Below are 24,856 nucleotides of genomic sequence, written 5' to 3' on the forward strand. Positions count from 1 at the left end.
AATGGAGGAATGAAATATCAATTAATATTATGGGCCATCCAAATACTCATTATCGGTTTGATTATTTGGATGCTCTTTACCATTTTATCTTATGCAAAAAAACATAAGATTTCTCTAACTGAAAAATTTTGGACAGGATTTGGCATTGGGTATGTCACAGATCTGCTAGACACCTTGGGGATTGGTACATTTGCGACGACTACAACCATGTTTAAGCTAACAAAGTTGGTGGAGGATGACCGAAGAATTCCAGCCACGATGACAACAGCTCATATTATCCCAGTCTTAGTAGAAGCCTTGCTTTTTATAACAATTGTCGAGGTTGACATTGTGACACTTATTGCAATGGCAGCGGCAGCTTTTACTGGAGCGTTTGTTGGGGCAAAGGTTACTCAGACCTGGAATACTCAGAAGGTACAACGGATTTTGGGGATTTTACTTGTGCTTGCAGCAGGTTTCATGGTTTATCGTATGTTAACCAATCCGGGTGCGGACCTGACAAATGAAGTGAGGGGCTTAACAGGGTTGAAATTAGCACTTGGGATGGTCTTTGACTTCATGGTAGGGATGTTGATGAGTATGGGACTTGGGAACTATGCACCGGAATTAATCTTCTTCTCATTGATGGGAATCAGTCCCGCTGTTGCTCTTCCTGTTATGATGCTTAATGCTGCTATGATTATGACAGCTGGTGCCAAGCAGTTTATCCAATCTGGTCGAGTCAATTGGCCTGGTGTACCTGGGATTATCGTCGGTGGGGTATTAGGTGTTCTGACAGCAGCCTTTTTCCTGTCAAATTTAGATATAAACCATTTGAAAATTTTGGTAGTTTTCATTGCTTCCTATACAGGATTTACATTATTGCGCTCGTCCTTTGTTCCAAGAATAAATAAAGAGTAGGAGGAACACATGCATATTCGATTACAAAATGAAATTGATTTAGATGGACAGGTTGAAATCATTGATCAGCGATTTCAAGTAGAAGTTAAGGAAAAAGATGGGCATCTTTATCTAGTTTTCGTAAATGACGAGGCAGAAAAAGTTGTTATCAAATGTGATGACGAGGAACTTGTCATGACACGTTTTTCAACTCCTAAGTCTATCATGCGATTTATTTCTAACAAAGAGGCTATTGTGACCATTCCCACACCGATGGGGATTCAGCATTTTGTAACCAATACTAAAAATTATCAACTGAATCGCTCGGAACAACACTTGCGTCTGCAATATGATTTAATGGGATTGGAAAATCAACAGCGGTTTGCTTCCTATGATATGGCGATTTCATGGAAATAAGTCGGGAAAAATTGTCATATGATTCTATTTTTTTAAGAAAATATTTCTTGAATTCCTGAGGATTTTTGGTATAATAGAAATCAAATCGAGGGAGTAGCTAGCGGATTCATCCGTGATATTGTCGTCAATCCGACTTGTTTCCGGCAATATATTAAATAGCGAGACTTGTTTTAGAACCTGTCTTCGCAAGTAAGGTATTTTTAGATAAGAGATAGTTTTTTGTCTATCAAGGCAGTTTTTTTGAAGGAATACTGACTGTATTTCTAAAAAAACTAACGATGAGCGACGGAAAACTAGCCTTAGATAGAGGTGACGAGCTGTGAAGAGAGGTTCTCATTAAACAGGTCTCTTTTTTTATTTGTTAGTAAAAAAGGGACCGAGAAGGAGAAGGAAATTGTCAAAAGAACAAAAACGCGATTTGTTTTATACACAGAGCGAAGAGCAAGTATTGTCAAGCATGGGGTCTTCTTTAGACGGTTTGTCTAGTGATGAGGCAAGCAAACGTCTAGCAGACTATGGTCGTAACGAATTGGAAGAGGGTGAAAAGCGTACCCTTCTAGCTAAATTCTTAGATCAGTTCAAAGACTTGATGATTATTATTTTGATTGCTGCATCTATCTTGACGGTGATTACAGAAGGCTCTCACGGTTTGACGGATGCCATCATCATCTTGGCCGTAGTTGTTTTGAACGCTGCTTTTGGTGTTTATCAAGAAGGTCAAGCAGAGGCGGCCATTGAAGCGCTGAAAAACATGTCAAGTCCAGTGGCGCGTGCGCTTCGTGACAACCATGTAGTCGAAGTGGATTCTAAAGACTTAGTACCAGGGGACATCGTTTTGCTTGAAGCAGGTGATGTTGTCCCAGCTGATATGCGTTTGTTGGAAGCTAACTCCCTCAAAATTGAAGAGGCAGCTCTTACAGGTGAATCTGTACCGGTTGATAAAGATTTATCAGCAGTTCTAGCAGAAGATGCACCGATCGGTGACCGTGTTAATATGGCCTACCAAAACTCAAACGTTACCTATGGTCGTGGTTTGGGTGTTGTAACGAATACTGGTATGTATACTGAAGTTGGTCACATCGCCGGAATGCTGGCTAACGCTGATGAAACAGACACACCGTTGAAACAAAATCTGAACCAATTGTCCAAGGTATTGACCTATGCCGTTCTTGCAATTGCTGCCATTACTATGGCTGTTTCAGTTTTTGTACGTGGTGAAGGAATCATGCAAGCCCTTATGACATCTGTTGCCCTTGCGGTTGCAGCCATTCCTGAAGGTTTGCCTGCCATTGTAACAGTTGTCCTTTCACTTGGTACTCAAGTATTGGCTAAACGGAACTCTATCATTCGTAAATTGCCAGCCGTTGAGACTCTTGGTTCAACTGAAATCATTGCATCAGATAAGACTGGTACATTGACCATGAACCAAATGACTGTTGAGAAAGTCTATACAAACGGTCAATTGATTGATGCTAAAGAAGCTTTGGATGCAAGCAATACAACGCTTCGTGTTATGAACTTTGCCAACGATACAAAAGTTGACCCAACAGGCAAATTGATTGGTGATCCAACTGAAACGGCACTTGTTCAATTTGGTTTGGATCAAAACTTTGACGTTCGTGAAGTATTGGTTTCTGAGCCTCGTGTGGCAGAATTACCATTTGACTCAACACGTAAGTTGATGTCAACAGTTCACCAACAAGCTGCAGGTAATTTCTTTGTAGCTGTCAAAGGTGCTCCAGACCAGTTATTGAAACGTGTAACGCAAATCGAAGAAAATGGAACAATCCGTCCAATCACAGATGCAGATAAAAAGGCTATTCTTGCGACTAACAAGGACTTGGCTAAACAAGCACTTCGTGTCTTGATGATGGCTTACAAGTATGTAGATGATGTGCCTACTATGGAATCAGACATTGTTGAAAATGATCTTGTCTTCTCAGGCTTGGTTGGTATGATTGACCCTGAGCGTCCTGAAGCGGCTGAAGCAGTCCGTGTTGCTAAGGAAGCTGGCATCCGTCCAATCATGATTACTGGTGACCACCAAGATACTGCTGAAGCAATTGCGAGACGTCTTGGTATTATTGATCCAAATGATACTGAAGACTATGTATTCACAGGTGCTGAGCTCAATGAGTTGACAGATGAAGAATTCCAAAAAGTTTTCAAACAATATTCAGTTTATGCTCGTGTTTCCCCAGAACACAAGGTTCGTATTGTAAAAGCATGGCAAAACGAAGGCAAGGTCGTTGCTATGACTGGTGATGGTGTGAATGATGCGCCATCTCTTAAGACTGCTGATATCGGTATTGGGATGGGTATTACGGGTACAGAAGTTTCTAAAGGTGCATCTGATATGGTTCTTGCAGATGACAACTTTGCTACTATCATCGTAGCGGTTGAAGAAGGACGTAAGGTCTTCTCAAATATTCAAAAGACAATTCAGTACCTTTTGTCAGCAAATACTGCAGAAGTATTGTGTATTTTCCTTGCAACTCTCTTTGGTTGGGATGTACTTGATCCAGTTCACCTGTTATGGATTAACTTGGTAACGGATACTCTTCCAGCTATTGCCCTTGGTGTTGAACCAGCTGAACCTGGTGTGATGCAACACAAGCCTCGTGGACGTAACTCAAGTTTCTTCTCAGGCGGTGTTATGAGTTCTATTATTTACCAAGGAATTCTTCAAACTGCGTTAGTTTTAGGTGTATATGGTTTTGCGCTACTTTTCCCTGAACATAGCACATATGAAGAAATCCATGCAGATGCGTTGACTTTGTCTTACTTGACTCTTGGTTTGATTCAATTGGTGCATGCATTTAACGTGAAATCAGTGTATCAATCAATCTTCACAGTTGGACCATTTAAAAACAGACTCTTTAACTGGTCTATCGTGGCAGCCTTCTTGCTACTAATGGCAACGATTGTCATTCCAGGATTTAATACATTCTTCCATGTGACACATCTAAGTGTGACACAATGGTTAGTAGCAATCATTGGTTCAGGCCTTATGATTGTTATTGTAGAGATTGTTAAATTTGTTCAACGTAAGATGGGATTGGATGAAAAAGCTATCTAATATAGTTATTCAGCTTATCTTTTATTACTTCGTTAACTCGCCTTGCCGTACTTCAGTACAGCCTGTGACTCGTTGCCTTGTACTAAAAGCAAACTGAAGACTATATCATTTGAAAAAGCTCAGATTTAGTGGTCTGAGCTTTTTTCTCTACGGATAATGTATTTTGGAAAGATTAGTTGTCCTAACAAAGTAATGGCTAGTGCTAGTATGAGGAGGATGGTTTTGACAAGAGTTGGTAAGTCAAATAGAAAGACAATTGGAAGGATTGCCAGACTCAAATAGTAGAGAGTGAAGTATTTGCTGTTTTCCACTATTTGAACCCTATCGCCTTCTTTAACTTGAATGGCTGACTTTTTATCCCCTCGAACGCTTAGTGAAACAGACGCTTGTGTAATTGGTAAGCTTAGAATTTTACCTTGAGTAACTGTCCCAGCAATTTTTCCATCTACCAGAAGTGGAAGTTTTTGGGAGGATAGTTGTTTGATAGGTTTTGGATAATCAATAATAACTCTCATATGAACCTCCTTGTAATCCAGTTTCATTATAGCAAAAAATGAAAAAAACATGCAAATATATTCTGGAATGGTTGTCCTTTCAATGCTTGTTTGAGAAGAAAGAAACTGCTATAATTTTTATGAGGTGAGAAAGTATATGAATGATCTTCAGCAGTATGTTTTTAGTAAAAGTAGTTATTTACCTTCAGATAAGTTGCTGATTCTTCAACAGGAGTTGGAAGATTTGGACGAAGGAGCCTTAAATGCTCTCATGATGGTTGAAATGCGTCAGCCTCTAGTTGCTCTTATTTTAGCTATTTTTTTCGGTGAATTTGGAGTGGATCGGTTTTATGCTGGAAATAAGGGACTGGGGTTTGCAAAATTAATCACATTTATCATTTCGTTTGTAACGCTATTTATTTTGATAGGTTTCTTATTTTTTATTGGTTTGTACTTGTGGAAATTTATTGATTGTTTCTTTATTATGCGGGCTTGTAAGCAAGCGAATTTTGAACGATTGATGTTGCAAATCCATCAATATAAGACTTTTCAGTACAACAATAAGACTTTTTCATAATGGGAATGAAAGGAGAGTTTGAAGAAACCTTCCTTCTTTACATATGCACACAACTGTAAAGGTGATGTAACATGTCTTGTGTTTTGTCATAGAAGTGACATTTTTTTAGCTTAATTTTATGGTATAATGATAAAATATGTCCGTGAGGAGAGGTGCTATGAAGGATAAAAAGATGAGTCTATTTTTATTTATTACCTACCTCCTTTTGCTTACGTGGGTGATTGTTTACAAAATGGACCTTTCCGTTTTGTATGGGCGTTATGAAAGTGGAAGTCTGAACCTCATCCCATTAGCAGGCACAGCCGTTTATAATGGTGTATTAAATTATCCAGAAATACTATTCAATGTAATCAGTTTTATTCCATTTGGTATGTATATGGAGATGCTCTTTAGAAAGGCGTCTTGGTTTACAAATCTAGGCATAATCTTATTGGTTAGTCTTGTGTTTGAAGTGTGGCAGTTTGTTTTTTTATTGGGAATTGCTGACATTACTGATTTATTAGCTAATGGATTTGGTGGTGCTATAGGGATTAATATTATGTATGTATTGACAAGTATCTGGAGAGAAAAGGCTTATTCACGTGTAAATATCCTTTGTTTGTCGGCAACTGTTTTTGTCATATTAATAACTTATTTAACTCTGTAAGTCTTGCCAAATATGTCTGTGGTTTGCTAAAATGAAGATAATGAATATAAAAGAAGAGGTTATTAAATTATCTAAGGAAATCGGAATCTCGAAGATTGGTTTTACGACTGCAGATGATTTTGATTACCTAGAGAAATCTTTACGAGCCAGTCAAGAGGAAGGGCGTTCGTCAGGTTTTGAACATAAGAACATTGAAGAAAGGATTCGTCCTAAACTCTCTTTGGAGTCTGCTAAGACGATTATTTCTATAGCCGTTGCTTATCCACGCCATCTGTCTACCAAGCCCCAGAAAACTGCATACAAACGTGGGAAGATTACCCCTAATTCATGGGGACTTGATTACCACTATATCTTGCAAGATAAGATGGAACGTTTGGCACGGGGAATTGAGAAACTAACGGATGGTTTGGAATACAAGGCTATGGTAGATACAGGAGCTTTGGTGGATACAGCGGTCGCTCGTCGTGCAGGAATTGGCTTTATCGGTAAGAATGGGCTGGTCATTTCTAAGGAATTTGGTTCCTATATGTTTCTAGGGGAATTAGTGACCAACCTTGACATCGAACCAGATCAACCAGTAGATTACGATTGCGGTGACTGCAATCGCTGTGTTGCAGCATGTCCGACGTCTTGTCTATTAGGTGACACGACCATGAATGCCCGTCGCTGTCTGTCCTTTCAGACCCAGGATAAGGGGATGATGGACTTGGAGTTTCGTAAGAAAATCAAGACGGTCATCTATGGTTGTGATATCTGCCAGATTTGTTGTCCTTACAACAAGGGAATTTCAAGTCCACCTGTTGTAGAAATCGATCCAGATTTGGCCGAGCCGGAGTTAATTCCGTTCTTAGAGTTATCAAATGGACAATTTAAGGAAAAATTTGGCATGATTGCTGGCTCTTGGCGGGGGAAAAACATTCTCCAGCGCAATGCCATCATAGCCTTGGCCAATAGTAATGATCGCTCTGCTATTCCCAAACTCCTAGAAATTATTGATAAGAAGCAAAATCCAATCCACATGGCGACGGCAATCTGGGCTCTGGGACAGTTAGTGAAACAACCTAATGAAGAGATGATTGCTTTTATCGCAGGACTTTCGTCAGATAATGACGAAGTATTAGCGGAGCAAGCAGCCTTTCTCAACATGGTCAAGGACTTGCAAATGTGATATAATAAAGATTATGAATCAAAATGAGGTGTATATGGAAACAGCAGAATTTCGCCAAAAGATTGAAGAACTTGGCAAAAAATTAACTTCTTTTAGGGGGTCTCTTTGACTTAGAAGGTTTAGAAGAAGAGATTGCTATTCTTGAGAATAAGATGACGGAGCCAGACTTCTGGAATGATAATTTGGCAGCCCAGAAGACGTCTCAGGAGTTGAATGAATTAAAAAATACCTATGGAAATTTCCATCAGATGTTGGATTTATATGATGAATCTGAAATTTTGCTAGACTTTCTTGTGGAAGATGAGTCTGTTCGGGATGAACTAGTTGAAAAGTTGGCAGAATTGGACAAAGCCATGACTGCTTATGAGATGACCCTATTGTTGTCAGAACCCTACGACCACAATAATGCGATTTTGGAAATTCATCCAGGCTCTGGTGGGACTGAGGCACAAGACTGGGGAGAAATGCTCTTACGGATGTATCAGCGTTATGGAAATGCCAAAGGTTTTACCGTAGAAACATTGGATTATCAAGCTGGTGATGAGGCAGGTATTAAATCTGTAACCCTTAGCTTTACCGGTCCCAATGCATATGGTTTGCTGAAGTCAGAAATGGGAGTTCACCGTTTGGTACGTATCTCGCCATTTGACTCGGCAAAGCGTCGGCATACTTCTTTTACATCTGTAGAGGTGATGCCAGAATTGGATGATACCATTGAAATTGAAATCCGAGATGATGAAGTGAAAATGGATACCTTCCGTTCAGGTGGTGCAGGTGGTCAGAACGTCAATAAGGTTTCAACAGGTGTTCGATTAACTCACATTCCAACAGGTATTGTCACACAGTCAACTGTTGACCGTACCCAATATGGGAACCGAGACCGCGCAATGAAACTCTTGCAGGCTAAATTGTATCAATTGGAGCAGGAGAAGAAGGCGGCCGAAGTGGATTCACTCAAGGGTGATAAGAAAGAAATTACTTGGGGAAGTCAGATTCGTTCCTATGTCTTTACCCCCTATACAATGGTAAAAGATCATCGTACTGGTTATGAAGTGGCTCAAGTTGACAAAGTGATGGACGGTGACTTGGACGGCTTTATAGACGCATATTTAAAATGGCGAATTAGCTAAGAATTTGTATTTACAAGTAAAGTTCTTATATTTAAGAGGTAGGTTTTCAGCTAATCAAGGAAGTTTTTTGAGAGAATGCTGACTGTATTTTGAAAATAACGAACTATAAGTAGCTGAAAAACTAGACTTAGATGGAAGTGCTGAACAGTGAATACTGGTTCTCAAATCTAAAGAAAGGTCTGTCTAAGACAGGAGATCCTATGGGAATAATAGAAATGAAGGATGTTACCAAGAAATATGGTAACGGAACGACAGCCCTACGTGGTGTGTCGGTCAGTGTTGAAGCAGGAGAATTCGCATACATTGTGGGTCCTTCTGGTGCTGGTAAGTCGACTTTTATCAAACTTTTGTATCGTGAGGAAAAGCTTGACAAAGGGAGTCTTAAAGTTGGTAAATTTGATTTAGCTACGATTAAGAAAAGGGATGTCCCTCTTTTACGTCGTAGTGTGGGGGTTGTCTTCCAAGATTATAAACTTCTACCTAAAAAAACAGTTTTTGAAAATATTGCTTATGCAATGGAGGTAATCGGGGAAAAACCTCGTAATATCAAAAAGCGTGTGATGGAAGTATTGGATTTGGTTGGTTTGAAGCATAAGATTCGTTCATTTCCAAATGAACTTTCGGGTGGTGAGCAACAACGGATTGCAATTGCACGTGCAATTGTAAATAATCCTAAGGTATTGATTGCTGATGAACCAACTGGTAACTTGGATCCCGAAAACTCATGGGAGATAATGAATCTTTTAGAAAGAATTAACTTACAAGGGACAACGATTTTAATGGCGACACATAATAGCCAAATCGTAAACACACTTCGTCACCGTGTTATAGCTATCGAAGATGGTCATGTGGTACGTGATGAAGTAGAAGGAGCGTACGGATACGATGAATAATCGATTTTTTAGACACTTTATTGAGTCATTGAAAAGCCTAAAACGAAATGGTTGGATGACGATTGCCGCTATTTCTTCCGTAACCATTACCCTTACTTTAGTGGGACTGTTTGCTTCTGTCATTTTAAATACAGCTAAACTTGCTTCTGATTTGGAGCAAAATGTTCGTATAAATGTCTATCTTCGTGCAAATTCTACTGATCAAGCTGAAACGATTGTAAATGATGAGGGACAAACAGTTGCTAATCCAGATTACAAGACAGTATACAATAAAATTACAGCACTTAAAAATGTCGAAACTGTAACATATTCAAGTAAAGATGACCAGTTGAAAAAACTAACGGAAACCTTAGGTGAAACGTGGAACTTGTTCCAAGGGGATGCTAATCCACTTTATGATGCTTATGTTATTGATACGACGGAACCTCAGTATGTTAAATCAGTCGCTGCTGAAATTGCAAAAATTGATGGTGTAACTGAAGTACGTGATGGTGAAGTGGAAACAGAACGAATCTTTAAATTGGCTGATATGGTTCGTACATGGGGCTTAGCTGCAACAGGACTGTTATTATTCACCGCTGTCTTCCTAATTTCGAATACGATTCGTATTACGATTATTTCACGTAGTCGTGAAATTCAAATCATGCGTTTAGTGGGGGCAAAAAATAGTTACATTCGTGGCCCTTTTTTATGGGAAGGTGCATGGGTCGGTTTGCTAGGAGCCGTTATCCCATCTGTAATTGTATATTTCTTATATAAGTTAATTTATACTTCTGTAAACACTAGTTTAGCTAGTCAAGATCTTTCTTTAATTAGCTTAAATATGTTCATTCCAGCTATGATTGGTACTTTATTCGTTATCGGAATTCTCATAGGTTCTTTAGGCTCTCTCATTTCAATGAACCGTTATTTAAAGATTTAAATTTAGAAAAAATCCCGAGAAATTGCTTCTCAGGATTTTTTTATCGCTTAAAAAATGGGTTGAAATTTTTTTCATGGGCAATGGTCGTATTTTGTCCATGACCAGGGTAAACAGTATAGTGATTTGGCAGAGTAAATAAATTATTTTGGATTCCATAAATCAAGTCTTCAAAATTACTTGTAGGAAGGTCTGTCCGACCAATGGATTCACGAAATAGGGCATCACCTGTAATCACGCATTCTTCTTCAGGGAAGATGAAGGATACACCACCAATCGAATGGCCAGGTGTGGGAACCACTATAAAATGAAATCCATCAAATTTGTATTCTTTTTCAAACTGAAAGATTTGTTCTGCGGGTTTGCAAATGACATTTTCCATATCGTCATGACGAGGTAGTCCGGACAGGTTCATTTCTGGTGTGTAAAGCCAGCTAGCTTCACTTTCTGCAACATATACTGGTGGAAAGTGGTAGGTTTCACGTAGAATGTCCAAACTCATAATATGATCGTAATGAGTATGGGTTAAGAGTATTGCAGTAATTGGTTTTCCAATTTGTTCAATCTTATCATGAATCTTGTTCCAATCGCTACCAGGATCTACTACAATCAGATGGGTATCACTTTCAAGATAATAGGTATTTTGGACGGCCACTGGATTGATTGTTTTATGGATTTTCATGTTCGCTCCCCTAATTTTCATTCATATTAGTCTATACAAAATCAAAGACGGTATTAGTGTAACAAAAAAAATGGTATTCTTCATGGATTTTGTTTGGAGCTTTTGCCTATAAATGGAATATGCTATAATGTCATTATGGATATAACTAGTACAAGCAATCGATACGCAGTAGTAGATTTGGAAGCTACGGGGACTGGTATTGATGCAAAAATTATTCAAATCGGGATTGTTATCGTTGAAAATAGGGAAATAGTAGAGACCTATTCCACAGATATTAATCCCTATGAATTATTAGATGACCATATAAAAAATTTAACAGGGATTACGGACCAGCAGTTGGCCATTGCACCTGACTTTGGACAAGTTGCTGGACAAATCTATGAGCTGATTGGTGATGCAATTTTTGTAGCTCATAATGTTAAATTTGATGCAAACTTGTTGGCTGAGGCTCTCTTTTTTGAGGGCTATGATTTGTTGTCTCCAAGGGTAGATACGGTTGAGTTATCCCAACTTTTCTTTCCAACCTTTGATAAATATAGTCTGGGGAATTTGGCGGAATATTTGGATTTGGGTTTAGAACAGGCTCATACGGCCATTTCTGATGCCTTGGCAACCGCTCGATTGCTCATCAAAATTCAAGAGAAAATTAAAAGTCTCCCCACTTTCATGGTGGAGAATCTCTTGCTCTTAGCTGATCAGTTGCTTTTTGAGAGTCGATTGGTTATTGATGAGATGGTTCCATATTTGTCAGATAATCTGTCAGAAAGTTTCGAGGTAGTTCATGGATTGGTACTTAAAAGACCACTTGAAACAAAGCAGGCTTATCATCTGTCCGAAGATTTTTTGACCAACATCGCTCTACTAGGCTTGCACGAACGGAAAAACCAAACAGCTTTTGCAACAGTTGTTGAAAAACGATTGGATGATCAAGAAAGTGTGCATTTTATTCAGGCACAAGCAGGACTAGGGAAGACTTATGGCTATCTGCTTCCTCTTCTTGCCAAAACAGATCAGCCATTATTAGTGACTGTTCCAACGAAACTCCTCCAAGAGCAAATCATAGAAAATGAAGGTTGTAAATTACAAGAAATATTTCATATCCCAATCGTCTCTATAAAATCCCCAAAGCATTTTATAGATTTGGATAAATTTTGGAAATCTTTGCAAAAAAAGGAAAGCAATCGACTTGTCAATTTATTCAAAATGCAAGTGCTGGTTTGGCTGACTGAAACTCATTCAGGTGACTTAGATGAGTTGAAGCAAAAACAGCGTTATCAGGCTTATTTTGACGAAATTAGCCATGATGGAACAATAGATTCCGAGAGTTTGTTTTGGGAGTGGGATTTTTGGAGAAGACTGAATCAACAAGCACAGTCATGTCGATTGCTCATCACGAATCATGCCTATTTCCTTCATCATCTCAAGGATCAAGATCCTCTCATGGCTCACCGTATCGTGGTGATTGACGAGGCGCAGAAATTTCTACTGGCTGCTGAAAACTTAGCGACTGATTCACAAGAATTGGGAGTTACTTTACAGCTCTTGCAAAGCAAAAAGGACAAGGCTGATTCGATATTGGAACAGCGCTTGTTTGAATCGAGTCAGTTTGAACTCAGTCATTTTTTGACTCGTTTTCGACAGAGTGGTTACCGAGAAATTCATAAAGAGGAACTAGCGCAGGTTCGTCAAAATTTGACTGAATTACAGGATAGTGATTTGCGTGAATTAGCGCAGTTTTTGGATGATTATGATGCATTTTGGCTGGAAGAAAAGGTGTTAGAGGAAAAGCGTGTTGCTTATTTGAGAGGAGCTAAGGATAGCTTGCTAAATGTAGCAAGTCTCTTACCAAAGTCCAAGATCTTTTGTATTAGTGCTACCTTGGTTATCAGCAATCAGGTAAATCTATCTGACCTATTGGGCTTTGAACAGGCTACAATGGATTTATTGCCAACCAAAAAAGTGGAAAATCAAGAAATTATTTTTCCAATGAATCTTCCAGACATCATAAAATTGTCAAAAGTCGAGCACGCTGATTATCTGGCGCGTCATTTAGTTGAAATGGCAGAGCTGGGTAAACCAATCTTGGTTTTATTTACCTCCATTTCTTTATTGTTACAGGTTTCTGATTTACTAGATCAGTACGATCTTCCTCATTTGGCTCAACATAAACATGGTCAGGAAATAACATTAAAACGAAAATTTGAGCGTGGAGAATGTCAACTCTTGCTTGGAACAGGAATGTTCTGGGAGGGTGTAGACTTTTCAAGCCATAATCAATTGATTCAAGTAATCACTCGGTTACCTTTTGAAAATCCGAAGGATCGTTTTGTCCAGAAAATTAATGATCATTTGAGAAATGAAGGGAAGAATCCTTTTTACGATTATAACTTGCCAATGATGATGATCAAATTAAAACAGGCTATTGGAAGGACCAATCGACAGTCAACTCAAGAATCGATTGTATTGGTTTTAGATAACAGGGTCTATACAAAACGATATGGACACCAAATTCTTTCCTTTTTACAGAAAGAATATCAACTAACGAAAATAGATGAAAAAGAAATTTGTGGAACCTTGCGGCAATATTTTGAAGAATGAGTTGCGGATTGACAAATAATAAGAGCGCTAGACGTGATTAGTCTAGCCTTTTTTCATGATATACGCATGAAGAAAACTTTGTTTTCAGATAACTATTTTTCATGCAAAGTTATATTTTATCATGAAATTTTGTAATAAAGTAGGTGAAATGAGGATATACCAATGCAAGTATGTATATTATGTGAAAATATTTTGAAAAATGCTTGTAGCTAGAAAACAGTTACATGCATTTTCTTCATACGTATGGCGTGCTCTTTTTTCCGTTAATATAGAAAAATATTTGATTCTATGGTATAATTTTTCAAATATTACTTTGTGAGAGAAGCTACGATGACTGAAAAAACAATAGTATTTAAGGTGGGAACTAGTTCCCTGACACAAGACAATGGAAGTCTGGATCGAATTAAAATAGCTCGCATTACCAATCAATTGGCTCAACTCCATCAAAAGGGCTATCAAATCGTATTGGTAACCTCAGGTTCTATTGCTGCAGGATTTAGAAGATTGGGGTTTGATAAGCGACCGACGAAAATTGCAGAAAAACAGGCTTCTGCGGCAGTGGGACAAGGGCTTTTGATTGAGGAATATACGCAAAATTTGATGAAAGATGGCATTGTATCAGCGCAAATTCTATTAACGCAAGATGATTTTGCTGACGCACGACGATATCGGAATGCTTCTCAGGCCTTGCAAGTCTTACTTAAACAACGTGCGATTCCCATTATTAATGAAAATGACACCATTGCTATTGAGGAGATTAAGGTGGGGGATAATGATACTTTGTCTGCTCAAGTTGCCTCTCTCTTAAAGGCAGATCTTCTGGTCTTGTTGACAGATGTGGACGGGCTATATACTGCAAACCCCAATAGTGATCCCACAGCAGAGCATTTACCTGAAATTAAAGAAATCACGGAAGACCTATTTGCCATGGCTGCAGGGGCTGGTTCGTCTAATGGGACAGGAGGCATGACTACTAAACTACAAGCAGCTCAGATTGCAACCAAGTCAGGTGTGCCTGTATTTATTTGTTCTTCCAAAGAAGATACCGCTTTGCTTCAGGCTGTTAGTCAGGCTAATAGAGGGACCTTGTTCTTAGCAGATGAACATGCCATGAATCAACGAAAACAGTGGATGGCTTTCTATGCTCGGACTGATGCGACTGTTGAAGTGGATGCAGGGGCTGTTGAAGCTATGTTGCATCAAGGTCGAAGTTTGTTAGTAGCTGGTGTCAAAGCTATCGAAGGTGATTTTGGTGTAGGGCAGGTTGTCGAAGTATATAGCCAAAGTGAACATCGCTTGATTGGCAAAGGTCGGGTCAAACTATCGTCCGAAGACTTGAAGAACAAGTTGAAAAATGGCAGAGCAGAAGGTGTGTTGATTCACCGAAACGATTGGGTTAGTTTATAGTCAAATAATTTATCTTTTATTGCTTCGTCGAGTGAAAAGTTTCAGGCGAGGTTTTCAGCCCCACTTTTTACAATAAAAGACTTGTAATTACGTGGGTGAATGGACTCGACTGGTTAAACTACCTTCATCAACCAGTCCCACTTTCTATCTGATATAAACCACATTCGTTCTATCTCCAGTTTCCAACTATCTTTCGTATAGTCGGGGCTACTCAAAAATCAAACTGAAAGACTTACAAGGAGAATAAAATGGCAACAACACAAGCTTTATTAGACAGTTTATTGGCTCACAAAGCCTCTATTAACCTAGCGACAACAGAACAAAAAAATCAGGCCCTATCAGCAATGGCAGACCAGTTGGTTGCTCAGACTGAGGCAATTTTAGCCGGCAATGCCATCGATATGGAAAATGCCAAAGGCAAGATTAGCCAAGTGATGCAAGATAGATTGCTCTTGACTGCTGAACGGATTGAAGCGATGGCGAACGGTATTCGTGCCTTGATAGGTTTGCCAGATCCAGTTGGCTTGACCTTGGAAGAATTCACTCGGGCAGATGGGTTGAAGATTAGCAAGAAGTCTATTCCCTTTGGCTTGGTAGGGATGATTTACGAAAGCCGTCCAAATGTGACATCAGACGCCGCAGCCTTGGCAATCAAGAGCGGAAATGCAGTCATCTTGCGTGGTGGCAAGGAAGCTTTTCATTCGGCCCAGGCCATTGTCATAGCCCTCAAGGCAGGTTTGGAGCAAGTCGGTCTTTCGTCAAAGGTCATCGAGTTAGTCCAAGATACCAGCCGTGCCTCTGCGACGGAATTGATGACTGCCAAAGGTAAGATTGACCTATTGGTGCCTCGTGGTGGCGCAGGTTTGATTCAAGCTGTTGTTGAAAATGCAACAGTTCCTGTTATCGAAACAGGCACTGGTATCTGCCATGTCTATGTAGATAAGGATGCGGATTTGGATAAGGCTCTTCAGATTGTAGTCAACGCTAAAACCAGTCGTCCCTCAGTCTGCAATGCGGCGGAAGTCTTGTTGGTCCATGAAGAAATTGCCAGCCAATTCCTACCTCGCTTGGAAGAAGCTCTGGCTGGTCAGGTGGAATTACGTGCCGACAGTCAGGCCCAGGCTCTTCTCAAGCAAGCCAGACCAGCAGGCGATCGAGATTTTGATACCGAGTTTCTGGATTATGTCTTGGCAGTCAAAGTCGTTTCAAGTGTAGAAGAAGCCATCAGACACATTGGCCAACATTCGACTGGACATAGCGAGGCCATTGTGACGGAAAATAGCCAGATGGCAGAGCATTTCACACTCTATGTGGATTCGGCGGCTGTTTATGTCAATGCCTCGACCCGTTTTACTGACGGTGGCGAGTTTGGTCTGGGCTGCGAGCTGGGCATTTCTACCCAGAAGATGCATGCTCGTGGTCCAATGGGACTGCGTGAAATGACAACTTACAAGTACATCATCACAGGCGACGGCCATATTCGTTAGGAGGACAAGATGAAGATTGGATTTATTGGACTGGGCAATATGGGAGCGGCTCTAGCTCAAGCGGTCAGCCAGCAGGCAGACACTCAGCTCCTCCTCAGCAACCACAACCCAGTAAAAGCCCATGCTCTTCAAGAGAAGGTGGGCGGTCAACTTTTTTCTAATGGGGAAATAGCAGAGCAGGCTGAGGTCATTTTCCTTGGGGTCAAGCCTCACCTGATTCAGTCAGTCTTATCAGGCTTACAGGACCAGATTAGCCAGAATCCATCAGCTATCTGGATTTCCATGGCAGCAGGAGTGACCCTTAACAGCCTGGAAGAATTTGTGTCTGCAGATAAACTCATTCGTATCATGCCCAATACACCTGTCGCTATCGGCCAAGGCATGACAACCTATAGCGTGGTCAATCAAGAACTCGCTCCGCTATTGGAACAAATTTTAGAAAAATCTGGCAAGGTACAGCAAGTGCCAGAGAAGTTGATAGATGCTGCGACGGCTATCGCGGGCTGTGGACCTGCCTTCGTCTATCAGATGATTGAGGCCCTGACAGATGCGGGTGTGCAGAATGGTCTTACAGCGGAGGATGCGAAAATTTTGTCTGCACAAACCTTGGCTGGAACTGCTCAAATGGTATTATACAGCGACAAGCATCCAGCCCAGTTGAGGCAAGAAGTGACCTCTCCGGGTGGATCGACTATTGCAGGCGTGGTGGCTCTTGAAAAAGAAGGCTTCCGTTACGCCGTTATCAAGGCAGTCGCCGCCGCCCTCAAAAAGACTAGAAAATTAGGCAAAAAATAGAGAGAAAACAACAAAAAACGGGACTTTTAATCCCGCTTTGTTTTTTCTTTGATCCATTGGCTGACATTGGATATAGTTTTGCTTTGCTCCGCTTTACGTTTTTGATCTTGTACAAAATCCGCAAAACTTTGCTTGACGCCGTCTTTTTGAACCTTGTCCTGCAAATCATGCCATTTCTTTTTAAGGTTGATGGAAGTTCGCTCGTAATAGGCTTCTAGAATCTCTTCTTTTGATTTGTAGTTCCGATAGAATGCATTTCGAGAAACCCCTGCTTTTCGTACTAACTCGGAAACCGAAATTTGCTTGAGTTCTTTTTTCTCTAGGAGAAATAGCAGAGCAGTTTCGATAGATTCCTTGGTTAGCTGATTGGCTTCTTTATTAGATTGATAGAGATTTTTTAATGATTTGGGTGAAATCTTACGCTCGGTCATATTCATCCTTTCCACTTGTGTGACGTCTGAAAGTAAATGCTTTCAGCTGGGATTGTTTAATGATATAATTGTAAGTAAATAGAGATTTATTGTCAAATAAAAAAGTAAAACTAGAAATGAGAATCCTATGTCAAAATGGAAAATTGTCGCAGATTCAGGCTGTGATTACCGTCAATTAGCGAATCTGGCGCCAAATACTGAATTTATTAGCGTGCCACTTACAATTCAGGTGGGAGATGAAGCATTCGTTGACGATGCAGGCTTGGATATTGACCATATGATGCATGTGATGGAAACTTCTAAGGTTGCAGCAGGTTCAGCATGTCCGAGTCCTCAGGCATATCAGTCCGCTTTTGAAGGAGCTGATCATATTATTGTCTTGACAATTACTGGTGGCTTGTCAGGAAGCTTTAATGCAGCTCGGATAGCAAGAGATATGTATTTGGAGGAGCATCCACAAGTTCAAATTCACCTGATTGATAGCTTGTCAGCCGGTGGAGAAATGGACCTTTTGGTGGATGAAATCAACCGGTTGATTGGAACAGGTTTGGATTTCCCACAAGTAGTAGAGGCCATCACCCATTACCAAAACCATAGTAAGCTTCTCTTCGTATTGGCTAAGGTGGATAACCTTGTTAAGAATGGTCGTCTGAGCAAACTGGTTGGGACAGTTGTTGGACTGCTAAATATTCGAATGGTTGGTGAAGCAAGTGCTGAGGGCAAACTTGAGTTGCTTCAAAAAGCGCGAGGTCATAAAAAATCTGTCAAAGCGGCTTTCGAAGAAATGAAGAAAGCAGGGTATCAAGGAGGGCGCATTGTGATGGCACACCGTAACAATGTGAAGTTTTTCCAAGAATTTGCAGAGTTGGTCCGACATAGTTTTCCTGCCGCCATCATTGATGAGGTTGCAACGTCTGGATTGTGCAGTTTTTATGCAGAAGACGGAGGATTACTGATGGGCTATGAAATTGAGGCCTCCGTCCAATAGTTTTCAATCAAATATTTATAGTCATTTGAATTTGTAGCTTTGATACATCGTCACTTTCGGTTTGCCCTACTCTACGAAAGTGACTTGTTTCGCTTGTCTTATTTCCAAGCTAGAACAACCTTTAGGCTGTTCTAGCTACCTGCACCTCAGTTCCTTGTCTGACAACTCGTTCATTCGACTATAATATGATGTAACCAAATTCCCCTTCGGCACAAAAGCTGAAGGGGATTTGTTTATTCGATTTATTTGGATTGCAATCGTTGCTGAAGCATGTCCAACCTCTCTGGGAGATCCTCCCCATAGTGCAATTGGAGGAAATCATGCTTTTCGCCTTCAAAAAAATGACTCATTCTGATGTGCTGTTGAATGGCAGGCGTCACGGTTCCTTTTTCAAGTTGAAAGGTTACACTTCCTTTTGAAATACGATATGGAACGGATAGAGAATGTTGATTGAGGTATTCTTTCGTTTTATTCCACTGTACGTGATGTATTTGATGAAGGTGCTGTGTATTTCGTGAAAACATACCATTATCAATATACAGTGAAAGTGCCTTTTGCATGATGAGGTTGGTATCGTAGTCAATCAAGCTTTTGTGTTGTATAAAAGCATCGCGTAATTGGCTGGGAAGGCTAATTGCACCAATTCGTAGTGCAGGAAAGAGTGTAGGGGTGAAGGATTTGATATAGATGACACGATTATCTGTATCAAGGTAATGCAATGGAAGACTGTGGCTGGAGTCAAAATCTGCTAAATAATCATCTTCAATGATGTAGACGTTGTATTGGTGAGCAAGTTTTACAATGGCTGTTTTAGTGGCCAGGTCATAAGTTGAACCGAGAGGGTTATGCAAGCGAGGAATAGTATAGAAAAATTTGATTTTTCCTTTTTTGAAAATGGATTCTAATTCTTTAAGGTCAATGCCATCAAGGTTGCGTTCAATGGTTTGATAAGGAATCCCTTGGTGTTGAACGAGTTCGACCATCCGTGAATAGGTAGGCTTTTCAATTAATATATCAGATTTGTCATTGGTAAATGTCATTTGCGTTAGAATATACAAAGCCTGTTGGCTACCAGCGGTAATCACCAACTGGTCTTTTTTTGTATAGACATGGTAATCCATTAGAAGGCTCTGGACAGATGAAATCAATTCTGCCAGTCCTTCTTGTTGGTGGTAGTAGTTAAAGAGATAGTTTTCTCTTCCAATGAGGCTTTCATGAAGACAAATGCGGAAATCTTCGTATGGTAATTCCTGAAAATCGGCTGGATTTAAATCGACCATATCTTCCTTGAAATGTTGGTCTTCCAGGATATAGTATCCACTTTTTTTGACAGAATAGATTTTCTTTTGGTATTTAAGTTCGACCAAGGCCTTTTGTACAGTGTCTTTGCTGCACTGATAAGCTTGACTAAGTTGCCGTACTGATGGGAGTTTTTGCCCACGTTTATAAGTATGGTTTTCAATAGCTTGGTTAATGTCTGAGATAATTTGCTGGTATTTTGTCATGTCAACTGTCCCCTTACAGATGATTTACTATTAGTATATAGCATTGTTTCAAGTAAGACAAGAACAAAGTGTGCAGAGTAGGCAGAGAAGCGAGGCCTGTGTTATAATGAAAGGCATGAAGATTATTTTACCAAATGCTAAAGAATTAAATACAAATATGGACCCACAAGCTTTTCAGGATTTATCTCCAGAAAGTTTGCAAGTTTTATCTGAGCTTGGAAGTAAAGATTCTCAGCAGTTAGCAGATTTTTATAAATTGCCACTGGAAAGAGCGGAGCTGGAGAAAGATCGTTGGACAAGGATAGTGCATGGTCAAGCAAAAACATATCCTGCTTGGCTCTTGTATGATGGATTGATGTATCGTTATATGCATCGAACTGACCTTTCTGACCAGGAACTGTCTTACATGAAAAATCATGTTTATATTGCAACTGGTTTTTATGGATTGATATCTCCTTTCTCCCTCATTGCACCTCATCGTTTGGATTTTCAAGGGAGTTTAAAAGTGATGGGAAAATCATTGAAGCAATTTTGGCGTCCTTATTATGATGCTTGTCTGCAAAACGAAGATGTCATTATTTCTTTGGCATCTTCGGAATTTGAACAAGTTTTTTCTCCTGAAATTCAAAAGAGAATGGTAAGGGTGCTGTTTGTGGAAGAAAAGAATGGCAAGAGGAAAATACATTCCACAATATCCAAAAAAGGGAGAGGCAGATTTTTGTCATGGATGGCAGAGACAAATTGTGTGACCTTGGAACAATTAAAGGAAGCAAGGGTCGACGGTTTTCAGTTTGATGCTATGGCTTCCACTGATAGACAACTTTGTTTTGTAAGAAAGGTTTGATCAAATAAATGAACAATTACGATTATCTAGTTGTAGGTGCTGGTCTGTTCGGTGCAGTCTTTGCTCATGAGGCAGCTAAATAGGGTAAAAAAATCAAGGTTATCGAAAAACGAGACCACATTGCAGGTAACATCTATACAAAAGAAGTAGAAGGAATTCAGGTCCATGAATATGGAGCTCATATTTTCCACACTTCTGAGAAGGAAATTTGGGACTATGTGAATCAGTTTGCTGAGTTCAACCGCTATACAAACACACCGGTCGCCAACTACAAGGGTGAAATCTACAACCTTCCATTCAACATGAATACCTTCAATAAACTGTGGGGTGTGGTTACTCCAGCGGAGGCAGAGGCAAAGATTGCTGAGCAACGTGCTGTTTTGGGAGGAAAAACACCTGAGAACTTGGAAAAACAAGCCATCTCACTAGTTGGTACAGACATCTATGAAAAATTGATCAAGCCATACACCGAGAAACAATGGGAAAAACCATGTACGGAGTTGCCAGCCTTTATCATTCGTCGTTTGCCCGTGCGTTTGACTTACGACAATAACTATTTTAATGATACATTTCAAGGTATTCCCATTGGTGGTTACACGCAGATTGTTGAAAAAATGTTGGACCATGACAATATTGATGTGGAGACAAATGTTGATTTCTTTGCCAATAAAGAAGACTATTTAGCGACCTATCCGAAGATTGTCTTTACAGGAATGATTGACGAGTTTTTTGATTACCAACTTGGTGAATTGGAATATCGTAGCCTTCGATTTGAGACAGAAGTATTGGATATGGAAAACTATCAAGGGAATGCAGTTGTGAACTACACAGATAGTGAAACACCATTTACTCGAATCATCGAACACAAACATTTTGAATTTGGTACACAACCGAAAACCATTATTACACGTGAGTATTCGAAGACCTGGAAACGAGGCGATGAGCCGTATTATCCAGTGAACAATGATTGTAACAACAAACTCTATACTGCTTATAAACGCCTCGCAGAACAACAAGAGAATCTTATATTTGGTGGACGTCTTGGTCATTATCGGTACTATGATATGCATCAAGTCATCGGAGCTGCCTTGCAGTGTGTGAGAAGTGAAGTTGAGTAAATTTGACAAATAAAAAAGTACCCAGTTCGCGATTACCGTTGGAAACACGAAAAGGGTACTTTTATACTCTTCGAAAATCAAAAGTAGACGGAGTTGACTTGATTTGATGAACTTCAGTTCTATCTGCGTCTGCGTCATCTAGACTGATTTTGACTTTCATTGAGTATTAAATGTCATTTTAGAAATCACCATAGGGGATTGATTTGAGTCAACAACCAGAAAATAAGAAAGTAATGTCTTATGCGTCTGGCTTCAAGAAATAGAATGGTTTTTAAATCCGATTATCTTTTGTAGAAAATAGGAATGAACCCAATCTATATTTGTTTCGTTGAAAATGAATAATGCTGATCTTCTAATAGTGCAATGTAAAAGTGGATTTGCGCAGCATGATAATAAGGCAACACATAAATGCCAACTATACCGAAGGTGATAGTAGAAAGTAGGAACCATCCGATGAAATGCAGGTCCAACAGAAAGCGTTTCCTTTTGTATCCTTTCATTAGGTTCCGACTGTATTTAACGGTAGAAAGAGGATTGCGGTAGTCATTCGTGGTTAATTGATCAAATAAAACTGTCTCAACTTGCGAATAGGCGTAGATTTGAGGTAGATAAATAATCAATCCAATGATCATCAGCAAAAATCCGATGAAAAACAGCATGCCTGTCACACTGAGAATGTCATAGGGAATTTGAACCTCTGTAACGCTCCCTTGTGAAAGGAGAAAACTCGATAAATAGATAATTGAGCCTAAAAAACATACTAGACCGATGTAGAAAATAAGGCCCCAAAGAAATAACAAAATGCGCTTTAAGATGAAAGTAAAGAAAATCTTTTTAAAATGTTCATGTTGAAAAATAGCCAATGAACTGCTCACTCTGTACTCATTCGCTCCCTGTTTAATGCCTTTGAAAAGAGCCCACGTTATAGATAGATATAAAAGGCTCATTAAGAGTCCATAAAAGATAGGAAATAGTATGCTAGACAGTAGGTAACTGAAATGTAGATTGGATCCATCTTGTGACAAGTATACCTCAAGAATAGATTGACGAGTGGATGAGAAAAGTTGGACACTGACGGATATGAGCACTGGAATAAGTGCAATTTGAAAGATGTTGGGAGTATCTTGTAATGTTTTTCTAGCCTTGTCAGTGATTGTAGCAATAGTCAACATAGATAGGGTCTCCTTTGATAGACATTGTAACATAATTCTAGATGACAAGCTAGATTTTTTTTGATAGACTGGAAGGTGCTGTGGAAATTAATCGATTCCTTATTTCAAGATAGTTAGAGTAAGTTTTGTTCTTCTCAACTTTCAAAACGATTCGTCGGATACACATGGAAATGATACTTGTTTATTTTTCATATGACAGACCAATCGATTAGACCATGCAAGATTAAATTCCTAGGACTGTTTTTCCTAGCGGGAGGTAAATAAAAGATGACAGATGTTCCAATCAAGTATCGCTTGATTAAGAAAGAAAAGCATACAGGTGCTCGTTTGGGTGAAATTATTACCCCACACGGGACCTTTCCAACCCCGATGTTTATGCCAGTTGGGACTCAGGCAACGGTAAAGACCATGTCGCCTGAAGAATTGAAAGAGATGGGATCAGGGATTATCCTATCCAATACCTATCATCTGTGGCTCCGCCCAGGTGATGACTTAGTGGCTCGTGCAGGTGGTTTGCACAAGTTTATGAATTGGGATCAACCAATTCTGACTGACTCAGGCGGTTTCCAAGTATACTCTCTAGCAGATAGCCGAAATATTACTGAAGAAGGTGTTACATTTAAAAACCATCTCAATGGTAGTAAAATGTTCTTGTCACCTGAAAAAGCTATCTCAATTCAGAACAATCTTGGTTCGGATATTATGATGAGTTTCGACGAGTGTCCGCAGTTCTATCAACCTTACGACTATGTAAAAAAATCGATTGAAAGAACCAGTCGTTGGGCAGAACGTGGTCTTAAGGCTCATCTTCGTCCCCATGACCAAGGCTTATTTGGTATTGTACAGGGTGCTGGTTTTGAGGATCTTCGTCGCCAATCAGCTCATGATTTGGTTAGCATGGATTTTCCAGGATACTCTATTGGGGGATTGGCTGTTGGGGAGACACATGATGAAATGAATGCTGTACTGGATTTCACCACCCCACTATTGCCAGAGAATAAGCCTCGTTACCTCATGGGTGTCGGAGCACCAGATAGCTTGATTGATGGTGTGATTCGTGGGGTTGATATGTTTGACTGTGTACTACCAACACGCATTGCACGTAATGGAACTTGCATGACCAGTCAAGGACGTCTTGTGGTTAAAAACGCTCAGTTCGCTGAGGACTTTACACCATTAGATCCAGAGTGCGATTGCTACACATGTAAAAACTACACACGTGCGTATCTCCGTCATTTACTTAAGGCCGACGAGACATTTGGTATTCGTTTGACCAGTTATCACAATCTATTTTTCTTGATTAACCTAATGAAAAATGTCCGTCAAGCAATCATGGATGACAACCTTTTGGAATTCCGTCAAGACTTTATGGAAAAATATGGTTACGGTAAAAACGGACGAAATTTTTAAGATAAAAAGCTTTCTTGATTGGACTAAGACATTTTATAGTTACACTTTCTTACAATTTTGTTAGACACGCATACAAATAAATAAAGCATACGATTATGAAACTCTTCGGTAACATAATCGTATGCTTTTATTTTAATAATCGGCTTTAAAGCACTTCTATTTAACATCAAAAGGAACTGTTGCCAACGAGCTTTGAGGAGTGAAGAAACGATTGGTT

General features: G+C 39.7%; 22 protein-coding genes and 1 pseudogene. 17 read left to right on the forward strand and 6 right to left on the reverse strand.

The features are described 5' to 3' along the window. Positions 1-9 precede the first annotated feature (9 nt). From D2A30_03200 to D2A30_03210, 3 genes are all read left to right on the forward strand, one after another. Positions 10-900: a sulfite exporter TauE/SafE family protein gene (locus tag D2A30_03200; protein ULL21979.1), complete on the forward strand. Its 891-nt coding sequence runs from the start codon at positions 10-12 to the stop codon at positions 898-900. A 9-nt stretch (positions 901-909) separates the two neighbouring features. Beyond that, on the forward strand, positions 910-1,296 hold the full coding sequence (locus D2A30_03205; protein ULL20671.1) for a DUF1934 domain-containing protein: 387 nt from the start codon (positions 910-912) through the stop codon (positions 1,294-1,296). Between the two features lie 394 nt (positions 1,297-1,690). After that, positions 1,691-4,375: a cation-translocating P-type ATPase gene (locus tag D2A30_03210; protein ID ULL20672.1), complete on the forward strand. Its 2,685-nt coding sequence runs from the start codon at positions 1,691-1,693 to the stop codon at positions 4,373-4,375. A 125-nt stretch (positions 4,376-4,500) separates the two neighbouring features. Here the strand turns inward: D2A30_03210 and D2A30_03215 are convergent, their stop codons facing one another. Next, positions 4,501-4,890 carry a hypothetical protein gene (locus tag D2A30_03215; protein ULL20673.1) on the reverse strand — a complete coding sequence of 130 codons (390 nt, stop codon included), beginning with the start codon at positions 4,888-4,890 and terminating at the stop codon, positions 4,501-4,503. A 136-nt stretch (positions 4,891-5,026) separates the two neighbouring features. Here D2A30_03215 and D2A30_03220 point away from each other — a divergent pair, with 136 nt between their 5' ends. From D2A30_03220 to D2A30_03245, 6 genes are all read left to right on the forward strand, one after another. After that, positions 5,027-5,446, forward strand: a complete 420-nt coding sequence (locus tag D2A30_03220; protein ID ULL20674.1) for a TM2 domain-containing protein — start codon at positions 5,027-5,029, stop codon at positions 5,444-5,446. Positions 5,447-5,603: 157 nt separating this feature from the next. Further along, positions 5,604-6,092, forward strand: a complete 489-nt coding sequence (locus D2A30_03225; GenBank protein ULL20675.1) for a VanZ family protein — start codon at positions 5,604-5,606, stop codon at positions 6,090-6,092. Positions 6,093-6,132: 40 nt separating this feature from the next. After that, entirely contained in the window at positions 6,133-7,260 is a 1,128-nt protein-coding gene (queG, locus tag D2A30_03230) for a tRNA epoxyqueuosine(34) reductase QueG (protein ULL20676.1), read from the forward strand. A gap of 34 nt (positions 7,261-7,294) precedes the next feature. Beyond that, a protein-coding gene (gene prfB, locus D2A30_03235; GenBank protein ULL20677.1) for a peptide chain release factor 2 occupies positions 7,295-8,390 on the forward strand; the annotation gives its coding sequence in 2 pieces (ribosomal slippage) (positions 7,295-7,366 and positions 7,368-8,390; 1,095 coding nt in all). A gap of 200 nt (positions 8,391-8,590) precedes the next feature. Then, positions 8,591-9,283: a cell division ATP-binding protein FtsE gene (gene ftsE / locus D2A30_03240; GenBank protein ID ULL20678.1), complete on the forward strand. Its 693-nt coding sequence runs from the start codon at positions 8,591-8,593 to the stop codon at positions 9,281-9,283. Continuing rightward, the gene (locus tag D2A30_03245; protein ID ULL20679.1) at positions 9,276-10,205 is read left to right on the forward strand and encodes an ABC transporter permease; all 930 of its coding nucleotides are present in this window, start codon (positions 9,276-9,278) and stop codon (positions 10,203-10,205) included. The genes ftsE and D2A30_03245 overlap by 8 nt, the downstream gene beginning before the upstream one ends. A 40-nt stretch (positions 10,206-10,245) precedes the next feature. Here the strand turns inward: D2A30_03245 and D2A30_03250 are convergent, their stop codons facing one another. After that, positions 10,246-10,884 carry an MBL fold metallo-hydrolase gene (locus D2A30_03250; protein ULL20680.1) on the reverse strand — a complete coding sequence of 213 codons (639 nt, stop codon included), beginning with the start codon at positions 10,882-10,884 and terminating at the stop codon, positions 10,246-10,248. A 135-nt stretch (positions 10,885-11,019) separates the two neighbouring features. Between D2A30_03250 and D2A30_03255 the strand changes: the two genes are divergently transcribed. The 4 genes from D2A30_03255 to proC all read left to right on the forward strand — a co-directional run bounded on the left by D2A30_03255 (position 11,020) and on the right by proC (position 17,171). Then, on the forward strand, positions 11,020-13,482 hold the full coding sequence (locus D2A30_03255; protein ULL20681.1) for a bifunctional DnaQ family exonuclease/ATP-dependent helicase: 2,463 nt from the start codon (positions 11,020-11,022) through the stop codon (positions 13,480-13,482). Between the two features lie 330 nt (positions 13,483-13,812). After that, on the forward strand, positions 13,813-14,889 hold the full coding sequence (locus D2A30_03260; protein ID ULL20682.1) for a glutamate 5-kinase: 1,077 nt from the start codon (positions 13,813-13,815) through the stop codon (positions 14,887-14,889). Between the two features lie 248 nt (positions 14,890-15,137). Then, the gene (locus D2A30_03265) at positions 15,138-16,376 is read left to right on the forward strand and encodes a glutamate-5-semialdehyde dehydrogenase (protein ULL20683.1); all 1,239 of its coding nucleotides are present in this window, start codon (positions 15,138-15,140) and stop codon (positions 16,374-16,376) included. Between the two features lie 9 nt (positions 16,377-16,385). After that, the gene (gene proC / locus D2A30_03270) at positions 16,386-17,171 is read left to right on the forward strand and encodes a pyrroline-5-carboxylate reductase (GenBank protein ULL20684.1); all 786 of its coding nucleotides are present in this window, start codon (positions 16,386-16,388) and stop codon (positions 17,169-17,171) included. Positions 17,172-17,197: 26 nt separating this feature from the next. On the opposite strand, the gene D2A30_03275 is transcribed toward proC, so the two are convergent. Then, the gene (locus D2A30_03275; protein ULL20685.1) at positions 17,198-17,602 is read right to left on the reverse strand and encodes a TetR/AcrR family transcriptional regulator; all 405 of its coding nucleotides are present in this window, start codon (positions 17,600-17,602) and stop codon (positions 17,198-17,200) included. A gap of 127 nt (positions 17,603-17,729) precedes the next feature. Between D2A30_03275 and D2A30_03280 the strand changes: the two genes are divergently transcribed. Continuing rightward, positions 17,730-18,590: a DegV domain-containing protein gene (locus D2A30_03280; protein ULL20686.1), complete on the forward strand. Its 861-nt coding sequence runs from the start codon at positions 17,730-17,732 to the stop codon at positions 18,588-18,590. Positions 18,591-18,832: 242 nt separating this feature from the next. Here D2A30_03280 and D2A30_03285 read toward each other — a convergent pair whose 3' ends face one another. Continuing rightward, complete coding sequence (locus D2A30_03285; protein ULL20687.1) at positions 18,833-20,095, reverse strand: PLP-dependent aminotransferase family protein; 1,263 nt, start codon at positions 20,093-20,095, stop codon at positions 18,833-18,835. Between the two features lie 115 nt (positions 20,096-20,210). On the opposite strand from D2A30_03285, the gene yaaA reads away from it, so the two are divergent. Both yaaA and glf read left to right on the forward strand, forming a co-directional pair. Then, positions 20,211-20,939: a peroxide stress protein YaaA gene (gene yaaA / locus D2A30_03290; GenBank protein ULL20688.1), complete on the forward strand. Its 729-nt coding sequence runs from the start codon at positions 20,211-20,213 to the stop codon at positions 20,937-20,939. An 8-nt stretch (positions 20,940-20,947) separates the two neighbouring features. Then, positions 20,948-22,057: pseudogene (gene glf, locus D2A30_03295) on the forward strand (UDP-galactopyranose mutase). Positions 22,058-22,118: 61 nt separating this feature from the next. Here the strand turns inward: glf and D2A30_03300 are convergent. Both D2A30_03300 and D2A30_03305 read right to left on the reverse strand, forming a co-directional pair. After that, complete coding sequence (locus tag D2A30_03300) at positions 22,119-22,217, reverse strand: hypothetical protein (protein ULL20689.1); 99 nt, start codon at positions 22,215-22,217, stop codon at positions 22,119-22,121. Between the two features lie 154 nt (positions 22,218-22,371). Then, positions 22,372-23,229, reverse strand: coding sequence for a DUF975 family protein (locus D2A30_03305; protein ID ULL20690.1), 858 nt, complete (start codon positions 23,227-23,229; stop codon positions 22,372-22,374). Between the two features lie 267 nt (positions 23,230-23,496). Here D2A30_03305 and D2A30_03310 point away from each other — a divergent pair, with 267 nt between their 5' ends. Next, on the forward strand, positions 23,497-24,639 hold the full coding sequence (locus D2A30_03310) for a tRNA guanosine(34) transglycosylase Tgt (GenBank protein ULL20691.1): 1,143 nt from the start codon (positions 23,497-23,499) through the stop codon (positions 24,637-24,639). The last annotated feature ends 217 nt before the right edge of the window (positions 24,640-24,856 follow it).

Origin of the sequence: Streptococcus suis, from assembly GCA_022354845.1 — a bacterium.
Classification (GTDB): Bacteria; Bacillota; Bacilli; order Lactobacillales; family Streptococcaceae; genus Streptococcus; species Streptococcus suis_AA.

Bases quoted from the DNA above. Each gene is read 5' to 3' on its own strand.
- D2A30_03215 (ULL20673.1), bottom strand. From the start codon at position 4,890: ATGAGAGTTATTATTGATTATCCAAAACCTATCAAACAACTATCCTCC.
- D2A30_03310 (ULL20691.1), top strand. From the start codon at position 23,497: ATGACAGATGTTCCAATCAAGTATCGCTTGATTAAGAAAGAAAAGCAT.
- D2A30_03285 (ULL20687.1), bottom strand. From the start codon at position 20,095: ATGACAAAATACCAGCAAATTATCTCAGACATTAACCAAGCTATTGAA.
- D2A30_03205 (ULL20671.1), top strand. From the start codon at position 910: ATGCATATTCGATTACAAAATGAAATTGATTTAGATGGACAGGTTGAA.
- D2A30_03220 (ULL20674.1), top strand. From the start codon at position 5,027: ATGAATGATCTTCAGCAGTATGTTTTTAGTAAAAGTAGTTATTTACCT.
- D2A30_03280 (ULL20686.1), top strand. From the start codon at position 17,730: ATGTCAAAATGGAAAATTGTCGCAGATTCAGGCTGTGATTACCGTCAA.
- ftsE (ULL20678.1), top strand. From the start codon at position 8,591: ATGGGAATAATAGAAATGAAGGATGTTACCAAGAAATATGGTAACGGA.
- D2A30_03275 (ULL20685.1), bottom strand. From the start codon at position 17,602: ATGACCGAGCGTAAGATTTCACCCAAATCATTAAAAAATCTCTATCAA.
- D2A30_03305 (ULL20690.1), bottom strand. From the start codon at position 23,229: ATGTTGACTATTGCTACAATCACTGACAAGGCTAGAAAAACATTACAA.
- D2A30_03260 (ULL20682.1), top strand. From the start codon at position 13,813: ATGACTGAAAAAACAATAGTATTTAAGGTGGGAACTAGTTCCCTGACA.
- D2A30_03250 (ULL20680.1), bottom strand. From the start codon at position 10,884: ATGAAAATCCATAAAACAATCAATCCAGTGGCCGTCCAAAATACCTAT.
- yaaA (ULL20688.1), top strand. From the start codon at position 20,211: ATGAAGATTATTTTACCAAATGCTAAAGAATTAAATACAAATATGGAC.
- queG (ULL20676.1), top strand. From the start codon at position 6,133: ATGAATATAAAAGAAGAGGTTATTAAATTATCTAAGGAAATCGGAATC.
- D2A30_03265 (ULL20683.1), top strand. From the start codon at position 15,138: ATGGCAACAACACAAGCTTTATTAGACAGTTTATTGGCTCACAAAGCC.
- D2A30_03225 (ULL20675.1), top strand. From the start codon at position 5,604: ATGAAGGATAAAAAGATGAGTCTATTTTTATTTATTACCTACCTCCTT.
- proC (ULL20684.1), top strand. From the start codon at position 16,386: ATGAAGATTGGATTTATTGGACTGGGCAATATGGGAGCGGCTCTAGCT.
- D2A30_03245 (ULL20679.1), top strand. From the start codon at position 9,276: ATGAATAATCGATTTTTTAGACACTTTATTGAGTCATTGAAAAGCCTA.
- D2A30_03255 (ULL20681.1), top strand. From the start codon at position 11,020: ATGGATATAACTAGTACAAGCAATCGATACGCAGTAGTAGATTTGGAA.
- D2A30_03200 (ULL21979.1), top strand. From the start codon at position 10: ATGAAATATCAATTAATATTATGGGCCATCCAAATACTCATTATCGGT.
- D2A30_03300 (ULL20689.1), bottom strand. From the start codon at position 22,217: ATGAAAGTCAAAATCAGTCTAGATGACGCAGACGCAGATAGAACTGAA.